At 73.3% G+C, this 14,778-nt stretch carries 12 protein-coding genes; 6 read left to right on the forward strand and 6 right to left on the reverse strand.

Annotated elements, in window-relative coordinates:
* Nucleotides 1–102 precede the first annotated feature (102 nt).
* Nucleotides 103–1,476 (forward strand): neutral zinc metallopeptidase, encoded by a 1,374-nt coding sequence (locus CHB94_RS08305; protein WP_254920498.1) that lies wholly within the window; start codon nucleotides 103–105, stop codon nucleotides 1,474–1,476.
* 60 nt (nucleotides 1,477–1,536) lie between these two features.
* Here the strand turns inward: CHB94_RS08305 and CHB94_RS08310 are convergent, their stop codons facing one another.
* From CHB94_RS08310 to CHB94_RS08320, 3 genes are all read right to left on the reverse strand, one after another.
* On the reverse strand, nucleotides 1,537–2,505 hold the full coding sequence (locus CHB94_RS08310; protein WP_089336104.1) for a tetratricopeptide repeat protein: 969 nt from the start codon (nucleotides 2,503–2,505) through the stop codon (nucleotides 1,537–1,539).
* Nucleotides 2,506–2,716: 211 nt separating this feature from the next.
* Nucleotides 2,717–4,396 (reverse strand): coenzyme B12-dependent isobutyryl-CoA mutase large subunit, encoded by a 1,680-nt coding sequence (gene icmA / locus CHB94_RS08315; RefSeq protein ID WP_089336105.1) that lies wholly within the window; start codon nucleotides 4,394–4,396, stop codon nucleotides 2,717–2,719.
* Nucleotides 4,397–4,433: 37 nt separating this feature from the next.
* Nucleotides 4,434–4,958: a MarR family winged helix-turn-helix transcriptional regulator gene (locus tag CHB94_RS08320; protein ID WP_089336106.1), complete on the reverse strand. Its 525-nt coding sequence runs from the start codon at nucleotides 4,956–4,958 to the stop codon at nucleotides 4,434–4,436.
* Between the two features lie 443 nt (nucleotides 4,959–5,401).
* On the opposite strand from CHB94_RS08320, the gene CHB94_RS08325 reads away from it, so the two are divergent.
* Nucleotides 5,402–5,935 carry a C40 family peptidase gene (locus CHB94_RS08325; protein ID WP_089336107.1) on the forward strand — a complete coding sequence of 178 codons (534 nt, stop codon included), beginning with the start codon at nucleotides 5,402–5,404 and terminating at the stop codon, nucleotides 5,933–5,935.
* Between the two features lie 115 nt (nucleotides 5,936–6,050).
* Here CHB94_RS08325 and CHB94_RS08330 read toward each other — a convergent pair whose 3' ends face one another.
* Genes CHB94_RS08330 through CHB94_RS08340 form a run of 3 tightly spaced genes read right to left on the reverse strand, consistent with a single transcriptional unit; the run spans nucleotide 6,051 to nucleotide 9,788 of the window.
* On the reverse strand, nucleotides 6,051–7,520 hold the full coding sequence (locus tag CHB94_RS08330) for a phytoene desaturase family protein (RefSeq protein WP_089336108.1): 1,470 nt from the start codon (nucleotides 7,518–7,520) through the stop codon (nucleotides 6,051–6,053).
* A gap of 37 nt (nucleotides 7,521–7,557) precedes the next feature.
* Nucleotides 7,558–8,589, reverse strand: a complete 1,032-nt coding sequence (meaB, locus tag CHB94_RS08335; protein ID WP_089336109.1) for a methylmalonyl Co-A mutase-associated GTPase MeaB — start codon at nucleotides 8,587–8,589, stop codon at nucleotides 7,558–7,560.
* A complete protein-coding gene (locus CHB94_RS08340) occupies nucleotides 8,586–9,788 on the reverse strand; it encodes an acetyl-CoA C-acetyltransferase (RefSeq protein ID WP_089336110.1) in 1,203 nt (400 codons plus the stop codon). Before CHB94_RS08340 ends, meaB begins: the two co-directional genes overlap by 4 nt.
* Nucleotides 9,789–9,981: 193 nt before the next feature.
* Between CHB94_RS08340 and mce the strand changes: the two genes are divergently transcribed.
* The 4 genes from mce to CHB94_RS26085 all read left to right on the forward strand — a co-directional run bounded on the left by mce (nucleotide 9,982) and on the right by CHB94_RS26085 (nucleotide 14,685).
* Nucleotides 9,982–10,440, forward strand: coding sequence for a methylmalonyl-CoA epimerase (gene mce, locus CHB94_RS08345; RefSeq protein WP_089336111.1), 459 nt, complete (start codon nucleotides 9,982–9,984; stop codon nucleotides 10,438–10,440).
* 96 nt (nucleotides 10,441–10,536) lie between these two features.
* Complete coding sequence (gene ccrA, locus CHB94_RS08350) at nucleotides 10,537–11,868, forward strand: crotonyl-CoA carboxylase/reductase (RefSeq protein ID WP_089336112.1); 1,332 nt, start codon at nucleotides 10,537–10,539, stop codon at nucleotides 11,866–11,868.
* Nucleotides 11,869–12,094: 226 nt separating this feature from the next.
* Complete coding sequence (locus CHB94_RS08355) at nucleotides 12,095–13,252, forward strand: coiled-coil domain-containing protein (protein ID WP_089336113.1); 1,158 nt, start codon at nucleotides 12,095–12,097, stop codon at nucleotides 13,250–13,252.
* A 110-nt stretch (nucleotides 13,253–13,362) separates the two neighbouring features.
* Nucleotides 13,363–14,685 (forward strand): class F sortase, encoded by a 1,323-nt coding sequence (locus tag CHB94_RS26085; protein WP_254920499.1) that lies wholly within the window; start codon nucleotides 13,363–13,365, stop codon nucleotides 14,683–14,685.
* Nucleotides 14,686–14,778 lie beyond the last annotated feature (93 nt).

Raw genomic sequence — 14,778 nt, forward strand, 5'->3', positions numbered from 1 at the left:
AGGACCCGTCCCACTCACGCCTCGCACGCTCGGCGCGAGCCTCTGGACGGGGCCGACGGGCATCGGGGTTTGCCGCGCCATCGGATCGCCGATGCACCCGACATGGCTCGTCCCCTGCGCCGCCTGATGGCCGCCGTCCTGGCGCTCACGACCGTCGGGCTGACCGGCTGCGCCACGATCGTCATCGGCCGGCCGGAGGCCCGCCAGGCGCCCCCACCCGGCGGAGGGAGCGACGCCGTCGTCGGCGCGGACGGCGGCGAGGTCGACCAGCTGGCCGCAGCCGCGCTCGCCGACCTGGAGGACTACTGGTCCGAGGTCTTCCCGGAGGTGTTCGGCGGGGCCTTCGCGCCCCTGCAGGGCGGCTACTTCAGCGTGGACCCCGGCAACGTGGACCCGGCGGAGTACCCGCAGGGTGTGGGGTGCGGATCCGATCCCCGCGAGCTCGAGAACAACGCCTTCTACTGCCAGTCGCCGAACGCACCGAACAGCGACTCGATCAGCTACGACCGCGCGTTCCTCGGCGAGCTGGCCGGGCAGTTCGGCCGCTTCATCCCGGCGCTGGTGATGGCGCACGAGTTCGGGCACGCCGTCCAGGGAAGGGTCGGCCTGCCCGCCTCCTCGATCACCACCGAGACACAGGCCGACTGTCTGGCCGGCAGCTGGACGCGCTGGGTGGCCGACGGCGAGGCCGCCCGATCCCGGCTGCGCGAGCCGGAGCTCGACGAGCTGCTGCGCGGCTACTTCCAGCTTCGTGACCCCGTGGGCACCAGCTCGGCCGGGGAGTCCGCGCACGGCTCCTACTTCGACCGCGCATCGGCATTCCAGGAAGGGTTCGACGACGGACCCACCGCCTGCCGGGACAACTTCGGCCCCGACCGCATCTTCACCCAGGGGCAATTCGTCACCGACGAGGACTTCCAGCGGCAGGGCAACGCGCCCTACCGCGATCTGATCGGCTACGTCGAGGAGGCGCTACCGGCGTTCTGGGAGGAGGCCTTCACCGACGTCTTCGGCGAATCGTTCGACCCACCGGCGGTCGAGCCCTTCGCCGGCACCGCCCCGGACTGCGCACCCGACGACCGGGACCTCGTGTACTGCGAGGAGGGCAACCTCGTCGGCTACGACGAGCGAGACCTGACGCAGGACGTCTACCGGATCGGCGACTACGCCGTGGCCACCGGGATCGCCATCCCCTACGCCCTGGCCGCACGGGGCCAGCTCGGCCTGGATCCAGCCGACCCCGACGCCCTGCGCTCCGCGGTCTGCCTCACCGGCTGGTTCAGCGCGGCGGTCTACCAGCGCCAGGTCCCAGGTGTGCTCGCCTCGCCCGGAGACCTCGACGAGAGCGTGCTGTTCCTGCTCGTGTACGGCGTCGAGGAGGAGGTCCTGGGAGCGGCCGACCTCTCCGGCTTCCAGCTCGTCGATCTCTTCCGCGCCGGCTTCGTCGAGGGCGTCAGCGCCTGCGACGTCGAGTGAGGACCCGGTCCCCCTCACCGCTCGCGAGCTCGCGGAGGGTGGGGAGGACGGGGTCCTTCTTCAGAACAGGGCGGCCATGAGCTGGCGCCGGGCCGCGCCGACCCGCGGGTCCTCGTCACCGACCACCGCGAACAGCTCCACCAGGTGGGTGCGTGCCCGATCGCGGTCCTCGCCGGAGGTGCGCCGGACCACGTCGAGCAGCCGGTCGAAGGCGGCCTCGACATTGCCGGTGCCCAGCAGGAAGTCCGCTGCCCGCGTCTGCGCCGCGACGTCGTCGGGGGCGGCGTCGGCCGTGGCGAGCGCGTCGGGGCCGGCCTCGTCGGCGCGGCGGAACAGCTGCACCTGGCGCAGGGCCAGGCCGGCCACCGGGTGGTCGGGCTCGGCGTCGAGGATCGCCCGGTAGGCAGCCTCCGCACCGGCGAGGTCCCCCCGCTCCAGCGCGGCCTCGGCCGCATCCAGCCGCGGGTCCTCCTCGCCGCCGGCGGCGTCCGGCTCCGCCCCGGGGACGACGCCGCCGGTGGTCGCCCGCACCAGCTCGTCGACGAACTGCCGGGCCTGCTCCTCGGGGATCGCGCCGCTGAACTCGGCGACGAGCTGCCCCTGCCAGACGGCCTTGACCGCGGGGATGCCCTGGACCCGCAGGCCCTGGGCCAGCGCCGGGTTGGCGTCGACGTCGACCTTGGCCAGCACCCAGGAACCGCCGCCCTCGGCGGCCAGCCGCTCGAGCACCGGGGAGAGCTGCTTGCAGGGCCCGCACCACTCGGCCCACAGGTCGAGGACGACGGGCACCTGGAAGGAGCGGTCGAGCACCTCTGCCTGGAACGTGGCCTCGGTGACGTCGACGACCGCCGCGCCGGGTGCACCGGCCGGCGCACTCGCGCTGGGCGGTGGGGCGGCCTGTGCGCGGGCGGCGGCCTCCGAGCGCGCCTTGACGGCGGCGAGGTCGACGGCACCGGCCATCGCGGCGGCCATCTGGGCCTGCTGGGCCGCGGCGCGGGGATCCGGACGTCCAGGACGGTTCGGCTGCATGTGTCCATTGTCGCCCTCCGGGCTGCGACCGCGGCCAGGGGGCGTCCCCGACCTGCGCGGAGCGCTTCCCGGCCCTTCTCGCCGGCCCCTCCGGGCCCGACTCGTCGGGGCGGCCCGCGTTCCGTACCGCGGCCGGGTGCCGTCCCCGGATTCGCAGCGCGACATCCCGGCCCGGCCTCGGGGACCCTCCGGGCCCCGCTCGGCCAGGCCGTCAGAACCTTGCGGGCTCGGTGTAGCTCCCCCACTCGGTGCGCAGCGCGTCGCAGATCTCGCCGAGGGTCGCCTCGGCACGGACGGCGTCCAGCATCGCCGGGACCATGTTCGCGTCGGTCCGGCTGACCTCGACCATCCGGGCGACGGCGGCGCGCGCGGCGTCGTCGTCGCGGGCCCGCTTCCGGGAACGGAGCTCGGCCTTCTGGTCGGTCTCCACCTGGTGGCTGACCCGCAGGATGTCCAGCTTGTCGTGGGCGTCCACCGACCCGGTCAGCGTGTTGACGCCGACGACCTTCTTGTCGCCCTTCTCCAGCGCCCGCTGGTAGACGAACGCGGCCTCGGCGATCTCCCCGGTGAACCAGCCGTCCTCGATCCCGCGCAGGATGCCCGAGGTCATCGTGCCGTCGGTGCCCATGTCCCGGATCCGGCTGAAGATGGCCTCCGCCTGCCGCTCCAGCTCGTCGGTGAGCGCCTCCACGTACCAGGCGCCGCCCAGTGGGTCGGCCACGTTCATCACGCCGGTCTCCTCGGCGATGACCTGCTGGGTGCGCAGCGCGATCTGCGCGGCCTTGGCACTCGGCAGGGCCAGGACCTCGTCGAGGGCGTTGGTGTGCAGGGACTGGGTGCCGCCCAGGACCGCGGCCAGGGCCTCGATCGCCGTCCGGGTGATGTTGTTGTCCGGCTGCTGGGCGGTGAGGCTCACCCCGGCCGTCTGGGTGTGGAACCGCAGCTGCTGCGCCTTCTCGGTGGTCGCCCCGTAGACGTCGCGCAGCCACCGGGCCCAGATCCGGCGGGCCGCCCGGAACTTCGCGATCTCTTCGAAGAAGTCGATGTGCGCGTCGAAGAAGAACGACAACCCGGGGGCGAACTGCTCGATGTCCAGCCCGCGGGAGAGCCCGAGCTCCACGTAGGCGAAGCCGTCGGCGAGGGTGAACGCGAGCTCCTGCGCGGCCGTCGAGCCGGCCTCGCGGATGTGGTAGCCGGACACCGAGATCGGCTTGTAGGCCGGGATGTTCTCGGCGCAGTAGGCCATCAGGTCACCGATGAGGCGCAGGTGCGGCTCAGGGGCGAAGAGCCACTCCTTCTGCGCGATGTACTCCTTGAAGATGTCGGTCTGCAGCGTGCCGTTGAGCTTCCCGATGTCGACGCCCTGCCGCTCGGCGGCGACCAGGTACATGCAGAACACGGGGACGGCGGGACCGCTGATCGTCATCGACGTCGTCGTCTCGTCGAGCGGGATGCCGTCGAAGAGAACGTCCATGTCGGCCGCGGTGTCGATGGCGACGCCGCAGTGGCCGACCTCCCCCAGTGCCCGCGGGTCGTCGGAGTCGCGGCCCATGAGGGTCGGCATGTCGAAGGCGACCGAGAGACCTCCCCCACCCTCGGCCAGGATCATGCGGTACCGCTCGTTGGTCTGCCGGGCGTTCCCGAAGCCGGCGAACTGGCGGATGGTCCACGCCCGCCCGCGGTAGCCGGTGGCGTGCAGCCCGCGCGTGAAGGGGAACTCACCCGGATAGCCGATGCGCTCGAACCCGGGGACGGCGGACTCGTCCGCCGGGCCGTAGACCGGGGCCACCTCCACGCCCGAGAGGGTCGTGAAGTCGGCATCGCGCACCCTGCCCGCGGCCAGCGCCGCGTCGTACCGCTGCTGCCACCGCTGCCCGGCGTCCTGTCCCATGGCATCGATAGTAGGACGTCCAACTATCTTCCGTCGATCATTCGGCGTTCGCGCCCCCTCCCTCCACGTCACCGGCGCCCAGGCGGACCCGGCGGAGGATGGCGAAGAGAGCGGCCCGCTCCTGCTCGGACAGGTCGCCGAGCCCGAAGTCGAGGGCCGTGAGGGCGGCGGTCGCCGTCCCGACCACCTCCCGCCCGGCGTCGGTGATGCCGGCCAGCACGCCCCGCCCGTCGTCGGGATTCGGCCGCCGCCGCACGTATCCGGCCGCCACGAGCCGGTCGATGGCGTTGGTGACGCTGGTCGGGTGCACCATCAGCCGGCTGCCGATGACCTTGAGCGGCAGCTCCCCGGTACGGCTGAACGTGAGCAGGACCAGCACCTCGTAGCGGGCGAAGGTCAGCCCGTGCGGCTTGACCGCCTCGTCGAAGCGGGCCAGCAGGATCTGCTGGACACGGAACACCGACGTCGCGGCGCGCATCGCCGACGCGGGACCGAAGCGCTCCTCCCAGGTCTGCCCGGCGCGCTCGATGGGATCGAAGGGCAGCCCGAGCGGTCGCACCATGGCCTCGACGCTACCGGCGCAGTCCCTCTGCCTCGTGTCCCGCCCTCGTGCGCATCAGGGGGGTCGAGGCCGTCGCATCCCGCGCTCGTCGGCATGCGGACGCGGTCCCGGCCCGAGAAGTGATCGGTTCCACACGACGCCTGCATGCCCGCTGATGACGGGGCCTCCGGCGACATGTCGACGGGTCGACCTCTCGATTTGGCGACCGCGCGGTTGTGGTCCACCACGGAGCGTTCCTACGGTGGACGAGCCGGCCGGGTGGTCGTCGCCCGACGAGGGTGGCCCCGGATCGGTACCGCCGCAGCCGCGGAGCGGTGTGCCCGCGAGGGCCCGCCCGGCGAGCCGGCCGCACGCACCCGCACCGCATTCCATCCCCAGCGCAGGTGTGCCGCGCCGTGCCCGCGACCGGCCGCGGCGGACGAACGGAAGGAGAGCCGCCACCGATGGTGACCACTCGCCCGACCCCGGACGCCCACAAGCTCTGCACCCCCGGACACCGGCCGCTGCGTCGGCTCGGCACCGGCCTGCTCGCCGGCACGGCCGCCTCACTCGCGATCGTGGTGGCGCCGGGTACCGCCGCCGCCGAGCCCGCGTCGTCGTCGTCGAGCAGCTCCGCCCCGGCGCCGAGCGCCGCTGCGCGGACCGCCGTCGACACTGCCCGCGCAGAGGTCGGGAAGTCCTACGAGTACGGCGCGACGGGGCCGGACAGCTACGACTGCTCGGGGCTGACGCAGTACGCCTACCGGGCCGCGGGCATCGAGCTGCCGCACTCCAGCCGGAGCCAGTCGGAGATGGGCACCCCGGTCGCGCGAGCCGACCTGCAGCCTGGCGACCTGGTCTTCTTCTACGAGCCGGTCAGCCACGTGCGGATCTACGTCGGGGACGGCCAGATGGTGGACGCCGGCAGCGAAGAGACCGGCGTCAGCCAGCGCACGGTGGACATGGAGGGTTACAACTTCGCCCGACGGATCGCCTGAGAGAGGACCCGGTCCTCCTCACCGTAGAAGAACCCCTTCCCCCTCACGCCTCGCACGCTCGGCGCGAGCCTCTGGACGGGGCCGCGAGCCTCGGGACCGGGCCGCTGTGGCCCGATCAGCGCAGGGCGGGGCGCAGCGGCGGCACGTGCCGGACACCGAAGACCTCGCGCAGCGCCACCCGCGCGGCGTTGTCCCCGCAGGCACCGTGCACCGCGGGCCCGGGCGGGGTGGCAGCCGAGGCCAGGTAGACGCCCTTGGCCGGTGTCTTGTAGGTGTTCCACCGAGGCACCGGCCGGGCGAGCATCTGAGCGAGGGTGGCTTGCCCGTTGGAGATGTCCCCACCCAGGTAGCTGGGGTTCCACCGCTCCATGGCGACGGCGTCCTTCGTGTACCGCTCCACGATCGTGTCGCGGAACCCGGGTGCGAACCGCTCGATCTGGTTCTCGATCGCCTCGGTCATGTCCACGTCCGCACCGTGCGGCACGTGCACGTAGGCCCAGAGGATGTGGCCGCCCTCGGGCGCTCGGGTGGGGTCGGGCACCGTGGGCTGCACCGCGAGCACGTAGGGGCGGTCGGTCAGCTGCCCCTGGTTGGGCGCCCGCTCGCCGGCGATCGTCTCGTCCAGGTTGCCGGCGACGTGGATCGTCCCGGCCCGCCGGACGTCGGGGTTGGTCCACGGCACCGGCTCGGACAGGATCCAGTCGATCTTGAAGACGCCGGCACCGTGGCGGTACCGCGACACCCAGCGTCGGTACCCCTCGTGGACCCGGTCACCGGCCATGGAGACGAAGGCCTCGGGCGTCGTGTTGAGCAACACCGCGGGGACGCCGTCGAACTCGCGCAGGTCGGTGACGTGGTGGCCGGTCACCACCTCGCCACCCTGCTCCTCCAGCGCGGTGACCATCGCGTCGGCCAGCTTCTGCGACCCGCCCTCGATCAGCGGCCAGCCGACGTGGTGGCTCAGCATCGTGAGCAGCATCCCCAGCGCGGAGGTCAGCGGCTGACTGAGGTCGAGCATGCCGTGCGCCGCCGCCCCGCCCACCAGGGCGCGCGCCTCCTCGGTGTCGAAGTACCGGTGCGCCAGCCAGCGCACGTTGGGCAGCCCGTTGAGCCCGAAATGAACGATCTGCGGGACGCTCCGGGTAGGAGCCCGGCGCAGCCGGCTGGTGAGGAAGAAGTCGACGACGTCGGTGCCGTGCTCGACCAGCGGCCCGAACAGCCGACGGTAGGCCGCCGCATCCTTCCCCAGCCCCGCCGCCGTCTCCTCCAGTGACCGTCGCGAGACCGACGCCCGCCCGCCGTCGAGCGGATGGGCGAAGTTGATCTCCGGGTGCACGAGCCGGACACCGCGGCTCTCCAGGTCGAACTCCCGGAAGAAGGGCGCCGCCTCGGCCATCGGCTGCACGATCGAGCAGACGTCGTGGAAGTAGCCGGGGCGCATGAGCTGCTCGGTGCGCATCCCGCCCCCGGGGCGCTCGGCCACCTCGACGACCTGGACCCGGAGGCCCGCGGCGGACAGGCGCAGGGCCGCGGCCAGTCCGTTGGGCCCCGCTCCGACGACGACGGCGTCCGGCTTCCCGTTCACCCGACCATCCTGGCCGCCCGGGGGCTGGGCTGCGCGTTCAGAGCTGGTCGAGCAGTTCGTCCGCGGCCCGGTAGGGGTCGGACTCGCCCGCCACCACCCGGTCGGCGAGCGCACCCAGCGCGGCCGAGCCGCGGACGTCACCCATCCGCTCGCGCAGCGAGGCCAGCGCGATGGCCTCGATCTCGCGGGCCGCACGCTCGCTGCGCCGCCGGTGCCCCTCGCCGGAGGACTCCAGCCACTGACGGTGCGCCTCGATCTTCGCCACGACCTCGTCGATGCCGTTGTCGGTCTCGCGGGAGGCCACGGTCTTGCAGATCGGCGGCCGCCAGTGGCCCCCCTCGCTGTGCCGGCCGCCCAGGGACAGCATGTAGCGGAGGTCGCGCACGGTCTGGTCGGCGCCGTCCCGGTCGGCCTTGTTGACGACGAACACGTCGGCGACCTCGAGGATCCCCGCCTTGGCCGCCTGGATGCCGTCACCCATCCCCGGCGCCACCAGGACGAGCGTGGTGTCGGCCAGGGAGGCGATCTCGAGCTCCGACTGCCCGACGCCCACCGTCTCGATCAGCACGACGTCGCAGCCGGCGGCATCGAGCACCCGCAGCGCCTGCGGCGTCGACCAGGCGAGGCCGCCGAGGTGCCCGCGGGAGGCCATCGACCGGATGTAGACACCGGGGTCCCCCGCGTGGTCCTGCATCCGCACCCGGTCGCCCAGCAGCGCCCCGCCGGAGAAGGGGGACGACGGGTCGACGGCGAGCACCCCCACGCGCTTGCCCGCCGCACGGAGCGCGCGGACCAGCGCCGTCGTCGACGTCGACTTGCCGACACCCGGGGACCCGGTCAGGCCGATCACCTGCGCCCGCCCCGTGTGGGGGGCCAGTGCCGCGGCGACCTCGCGCAGGACGGGGCTGGCGTCCTCGACCAGCGAGATCAACCGCGCCACCGAGCGCGCGTCACCCTCGCGGGCGCGCTCGACCAGGGTCGGGACGTCGTCCGCCCGCCGACCGCGCCGCCCGGTCGGGGCGGGACCGGCCGGCGTCTGGACGGCGGTCCCGGCGGCGAGGTCGGTCAACGAGCGGGAACGTGCAGGATCAGGGCGTCGCCCTGACCACCGCCGCCGCACAGCGCCGCGGCGGCCACGCCGCCCCCACGGCGACCGAGCTCCAGCGCCGCGTGCAGCACGATGCGCGCACCGCTCATGCCGATCGGGTGGCCCAGCGCGATGGCGCCGCCGTTGACGTTCACCTTCTCGGGGTCGATGCCCAGCTCGCGGGTGGAGACGATGCCGACTGCGGCGAACGCCTCGTTGAGCTCCACCAGGTCGAGGTCCTGGGGGTCGATGCCTTCGCGCTCGCAGGCCTTGGCGATCGCCCGGGACGGCTGGCTCTGCAGGGTCGCGTCCGGCCCAGCGACGACGCCGTGCGCCCCGATCTCGGCGATCGGGGTCAGCCCCAGCTCCGCGGCCTTCTCCGCGCTCATCACGACGACCGCGCAGGCGCCGTCGGAGATCTGCGAGGCGGTGCCCGCGGTGATCGTGCCGTCCTTGCCGAACGCCGGCTTGAGCTTCGACAGGCTGTCGACGGTCGTGTCGGCGCGGATGCCCTCGTCGTCGCGGAACTCGATGGGGTCACCCTTGCGCTGCGGGATGAGCACCGGGGTGATCTCGTCGTCGAACAGGCCGTTCTTCGCCGCCGCGGCCGCCCGCTGGTGCGACGTCGCGGCGAAGGCGTCCTGCTCCTCGCGGGTGAGGCCGTAGCGGCTGTTGGCCTGCTCGGTCAGCACGCCCATCGCCACCTGGTCGAAGGTGTCGGAGAGCCCGTCGTGGGCCATGGAGTCGATGAGCGTGGTGTCGCCGTACTTCGTGCCGGTGCGCGAGTTGGCGAGGAGGTGCGGCGCCTGCGTCATGGACTCCATGCCACCGGCCACGACGACGTCGAACTCACCGGCGCGGATCAGCTGGTCGGCCAGGGCGATGGCGTCGATGCCGGACAGGCAGACCTTGTTCAGCGTGAACGACGGCACCGACATGGGGATGCCGCCGGCGACCGCGGCCGGGCGGGCCGGGTTCTGGCCGGCGCCGGCCTGGATGACCTGGCCCATGATCACGTAGTCGACCTGGGCGCCGGAGATCCCGGCCCGCTCCAGCGCGGCCTTGATCGCGATGCCGCCGAGGTCGGCCGCGGAGAAGTCCTTCAGGGAGCCGAGGAGACGGCCCATCGGGGTGCGGGCGCCGCTGACGATGACCGAGCGGGGGCGGGCGGGCTGGCTCATGACGGGCCTCCAGTGCCGGGCCGCCGACGCTGGCGACCGTGTCAACAGGGCAGACCGCGCAACCGCGCGGAATCGGACTGCCCATCAGGATAGGACGACACGTGCAACGAGCGACCAGGCACGAAATGCCGGCGAGCGTGACCCCGGCCACATCGATGTGTCGTCTCAGACGTCTTGGCGGCAGGATGCGCGCGTGACCAATGAGACGCATGCCGGGCTGCCCGGCGAGCTGTTCACCACGATCGACCACGTGGGCATCGCCGTCCCGGACCTGGACGAGGCGATCGCCTTCTACGCGCAGGCCTTCGGCGTGCACTCGGTGCACGAGGAGACCAACGAGGAGCAGGGCGTCCGCGAGGCCATGCTGGCCGTCGGCGACGGCGCAACCCGCATCCAGCTCCTCGCCCCGCTGACGCCGGAGTCGACGATCGCGAAGTTCATCGGCCGGTCCGGCCCGGGCCTCCAGCAGCTGGCCTTCCGGGTGGAGGACGTCGAGGCGGTCAGCGCCACGCTGCGCGAGCGCGGGCTGCGCCTCCTCTACGACGTCCCCAAGCGCGGGACCGCCGGGAGCCGGGTGAACTTCGTGCATCCCAAGGACGCCGGTGGCGTCCTGGTGGAGCTGGTCGAGCCGGCCGCCACCCCCATCCACTGACCGCACTCGACCCGCGGGTTACCGATCGGTAACATCGCGCCACCCGCACCGCCTCCGAGCCGGCCGACGACGGCCACCCACGACCCGGGAGAACGCGTGAACGAGATCAGGGACGCCATCCTCAGCGATCAGCTGGACGCCGTGGGAGGGCTGGCCGTGCCGGAGTCCTACCGCGCCGTCCTGGTCCGCAAGGACGAGCAGGACATGTTCGCGGGCATGCCGACCAAGGAGAAGGACCCGCGCAAGTCGCTCCACGTCGAGGAGGTCGCCACCCCGGAGCTGGGCCCCGGCGAGGCGATCGTCGCGGTGATGGCGTCGTCGGTGAACTACAACACCGTCTGGACGTCGATCTTCGAGCCGGTGTCGACCTTCGGCTTCCTGGAGCGCTACGGCCGCGTGTCGGAGCTCACCAAGCGCCACGACCTGCCCTACCACGTGGTCGGCTCCGACCTGGCCGGCGTCGTCCTGCGGGTCGGGCCGGGGGTGAACAAGTGGAAGCCCGGCGACGAGGTGGTCGCGCACTGCCTGTCGGTCGAGCTGGAGGACCCGGCCGGCCACGACGACACGATGATGGACCCGCAGCAGCGGATCTGGGGCTTCGAGACCAACTTCGGCGGCCTCGCGGAGCTGGCCCTGGTCAAGAGCAACCAGCTGATGCCCAAGCCGGGCCATCTGTCCTGGGAGGAGGCCGCCGCACCGGGGCTGGTCAACTCCACCGCCTACCGGCAGCTGGTCAGCCACAACGGCGCCAACATGAAGCAGGGCGACACGGTCCTGATCTGGGGCGCGTCGGGCGGGCTGGGCTCCTACGCCACCCAGATGGCGCTGGGCGGCGGCGCGATCCCGATCTGCGTCGTGAGCAGCCCGGAGAAGGCCGAGATCGTCCGCAGGATGGGCGCCGAACTCATCATCGACCGCTCCGCCGAGGGCTACGCGTTCTGGAAGGACGAGCACACCCAGGACCCCAAGGAGTGGCAGCGCCTGGGCAAGAAGATCCGGGAGCTGACCGGCGGGGAGGACGTCGACATCGTCTTCGAGCACCCCGGGCGGGAGACCTTCGGCGCCAGCGTCTACGTCGCCAAGAAGGGCGGCACGATCGTCACCTGCGCCTCCACCAGCGGGTACATGCACTCCTACGACAACCGCTACCTCTGGATGAACCTCAAGCGGATCATCGGCTCGCACTTCGCCAACTACAAGGAGGCGTGGGAGGCCAACCGGCTCATCGACAAGGGCCTCATCCACCCGACGCTGTCGAAGGTCTACCCGATGGACGAGGTCGGCCAGGCCGCCCTGGACGTCCACCGCAATGCCCACCAGGGCAAGGTCGGCGTCCTGACCCTCGCCCCCGAGGAGGGTCTCGGCGTGCGGAACCCGGAGAAGCGCGAGCAGCACATCGAGGCCATCAACCGTTTCCGCGGCATCTGAGAGAGGACCCTGCCCTCCTCACCCTTCGCACGCTCAGGGTGAGGCTCCGGACGGGGCCCCTACCCCCACCGAGAAGGAGTCCGGCGGGGCCCCGCAGGAGGGCCGCCGACAGTCCGCTCGGCCGTGCCGTGGGACGGGGCCCCGTCCCACGGCACAGCCGTCCCACCGGCCCCGGTTGTCCCCCCGACACGCTGACTAGCCACTGACCTTCTGCGAGGATGACGACATGAGCGATCCCCGCCGCGATTTGCTGCCGACTCACGAGGCCCAGCACTCGTTCGACGTGGTGCTGCGGGGCTACGACCGCAGTCAGGTGGCCGACACCATCGAGCGGCTCGAGGCCGACTTCCGGATCGCCCTCGCCGATCGTGATGCGGCCGTCAGCCGCTCCGCCGACCTCGCCGGCCAGCTCTCCGCGCTGCACGGTGAGATCGAGTCGCTCCGGCGCAAGGCCGCCTCGGCGTCGGCCCCCACCTTCGAGAACATCAGCGAGCGCATCCAGCACATGCTGCAGCTCGCCGAGGAGGAAGCAGGGGAGATCCGCCGCGCGGCCGAGCTGGACGCGCAGGCGGTCCGCGAGCAGACCGCCGCCGAGGAGCGCGCGCTGCTCGAGCGGCACGCCGCCGGGCAGGCCGAGGTCGAGCGGATGCTCGCGGAGGCCCGGCAGAACGCCGAGCAGATCGCCCAGAAGGCGCAGCAGCGCGCCGACGAGCTCGTCGCCAAGGCACAGGAGCGGGTGGCCCGGCTCGATGCCGAGTCCCAGGCGCGCCGGGCCAAGGTCGAGGAGGACTTCGACATCGCCCAGCGCGCTCGGCGAGCCGAGGCGGCCGCGGCGGAGGAAGAGCGCGAACGCGTCTCCACGCAGGCCGCCCGCCAGCGGATCGCCGCAGCCGAGCAGCACGCGGCGCAGCTCGTCGCCGAGGCGGAGGCGAAGGCCGAGGCCATCCGCGACGTGCGCGACGAGCTCACCGGCCGGCTACTGCAGGCCCGCCAGCTGCTCAGCAGCCTTCCGGAGCTCAGCGACCGCCCGCAGCAGACCGCTCCACAGGAGACCGCTCCCCAGCCGGCACCGGCTCCGACCCGGAGCCAGGCATCCCCGACCGGCTCGGGCTCGGGCACCAGCGTCGCCGCGTCGCAGGCTGCCGCCGTACGAGAGACCGAGCGACGCCCTCAGCCGGCGGCGCAGGCCACGCCCACGCATGCCACGCCGTCGTCCGCCCCCAGGGGCGAGGGCGAGGCGGCCGCGGCGCGGCAGCCCACCCGCCCGGAGCCGGCCGCGACGCGTCAGCTCCCGATGCCGCCGCGGCCGGGTGCGTCCCCGGCTCCGGTCCAGGGGCCGCCGACCCAGGCCATCGACCAGCCGGTCGGCCAGGGGCGTCACTGATAGAGGGCCCCCCTACCCCCCGCCACTCGCGAGCTCGTGGCGGGACCCTGCAGAGGGGCCGCCGCGGGCTGTTCGTCGTCGTGCTGGGGGCGCTCGTGTGGTCCCTCGGCATGCCTCCGGCAGCGGCCGAGGAGGCCGGGCGCCTGCGCGTGGCGCACCTCTCCCCTGACACGCCGGCCGTGGACGTCGCCGTCGCCCCCGTGGCCCCCGGCTCCGGAGAACCGCTGACCCATCCGGGACCCGACCTCGTCGCCGGGCTCTCCTACGGCACGGTCAGCGACGTCGTCGAGCTCGTTCCCGGCGCGTACGCCGTGAGCGTGCGTGCCGCGGGCAGTGAGCGCACCGTCCCGCCGGTGCTGTCGGCCCGCGTCGAGGTGGCCGCCGGAGCGGCCGGGACGGTGACCCTCGGCGGCCGGTTCGCCGACCTCGCTCTGCACTCGCTCACCGACGACCTCTCCGCTCCCCCGCCCGGCTCCGCACGCGTCCGCGTCCTGGCGGCGGCCGCCGAGATCCCGGCCCTGGACGTCGCGGTGCGCGGCGGGCCGTCACTGGCCACGGGGCTGCCCTTCGGTGCCGGCGGAGAAGCACGCACGGTCCCGGCCGGGGCGGCGACCCTGACCGTCGGCGGAGGCGGCGTCGCGGCGGCCGAGGTGCCGATGTCGTTCGTCGCGGGCTCGGTGGTCACGCTGATCGTGCTCGACCGCCCGGAGGGTGGCCTGACCGTCCGGCCGGTACTCGACGCCGCCGGGCCGTCCGTGGTTCCGGCCGGTGGTGTGGAGGCGGGCACCGGTCCTCTCCCGGGTGCAGCACCCGCCCTGCCGCTCGCCCTGCCGCTCGCCACGGCACTCGTGGCGGTGCTGGGCGCAGCCGGCCGCCGGGGACGCGTCGTCCTCGCGGTCACCGGTCTCGCCGTGACCGTGGGGTTCTCGACGCCGGGAACCAGCGCCCATGCGACGACGGGGCCCGTCGTCCTCGCTCCCGCTCCCCAGCAGCAGACCGCACCCGTCCGCGTCCTGATCCCCTCCGTGGGCGTGGACGCCCCGCTCACCGGCGCGGGGCTGGACGCCTCCGGTGCGCTGGTGCCGCCCGCGGATCCAGCGACCGCCGGCTGGTACACCGGCGGCCCGGTTCCCGGGGGAACCGGTCCTGCGGTGCTCGCCGGGCACGTGGACTGGGCCGGCTCGCCCGCCGCGTTCGCCGGCATCGCCGACCTCGACCCCGGCGAGGAGGTCCTGGTCGGGCGCGCCGACGGGAGCACGGCCCGGTTCACCGTCACGCGCGTCGTCCACCGCGCCAAGAGCGACTTCCCGGCCGCCGAGGTCTACGCACCCACCTCAGGAGCCGAGCTGCGGCTGATCACCTGCGGCGGCGCCTTCGACCGGTCGCGGGGCAGCTACGAGGACAACGTGATCGTCTTCGCCCGGGCGAGGTGATGCAACGGCCCCGCTGCAGGGGCCCACGCGAGCATGCAAGGGCGGGCGGCAGGACGGCCCCCCCTGCAGGGGCCCGCCGCCGGCCCCGTCCCG

Source organism: Blastococcus mobilis (assembly GCF_900188025.1).
In the GTDB taxonomy this organism is placed as follows: Bacteria; Actinomycetota; Actinomycetes; order Mycobacteriales; family Geodermatophilaceae; genus Blastococcus_B; species Blastococcus_B mobilis.

Coding starts and splice junctions, on each gene's coding strand:
- CHB94_RS08325 (WP_089336107.1), top strand. CDS start 5,402: ATGGTGACCACTCGCCCGACCCCGGACGCCCACAAGCTCTGCACCCCC.
- CHB94_RS08320 (WP_089336106.1), bottom strand. CDS start 4,958: ATGGTGCGACCGCTCGGGCTGCCCTTCGATCCCATCGAGCGCGCCGGG.
- CHB94_RS26085 (WP_254920499.1), top strand. CDS start 13,363: ATGCCTCCGGCAGCGGCCGAGGAGGCCGGGCGCCTGCGCGTGGCGCAC.
- CHB94_RS08355 (WP_089336113.1), top strand. CDS start 12,095: ATGAGCGATCCCCGCCGCGATTTGCTGCCGACTCACGAGGCCCAGCAC.
- CHB94_RS08340 (WP_089336110.1), bottom strand. CDS start 9,788: ATGAGCCAGCCCGCCCGCCCCCGCTCGGTCATCGTCAGCGGCGCCCGC.
- CHB94_RS08305 (WP_254920498.1), top strand. CDS start 103: ATGGCTCGTCCCCTGCGCCGCCTGATGGCCGCCGTCCTGGCGCTCACG.
- icmA (WP_089336105.1), bottom strand. CDS start 4,396: ATGGGACAGGACGCCGGGCAGCGGTGGCAGCAGCGGTACGACGCGGCG.
- CHB94_RS08310 (WP_089336104.1), bottom strand. CDS start 2,505: ATGCAGCCGAACCGTCCTGGACGTCCGGATCCCCGCGCCGCGGCCCAG.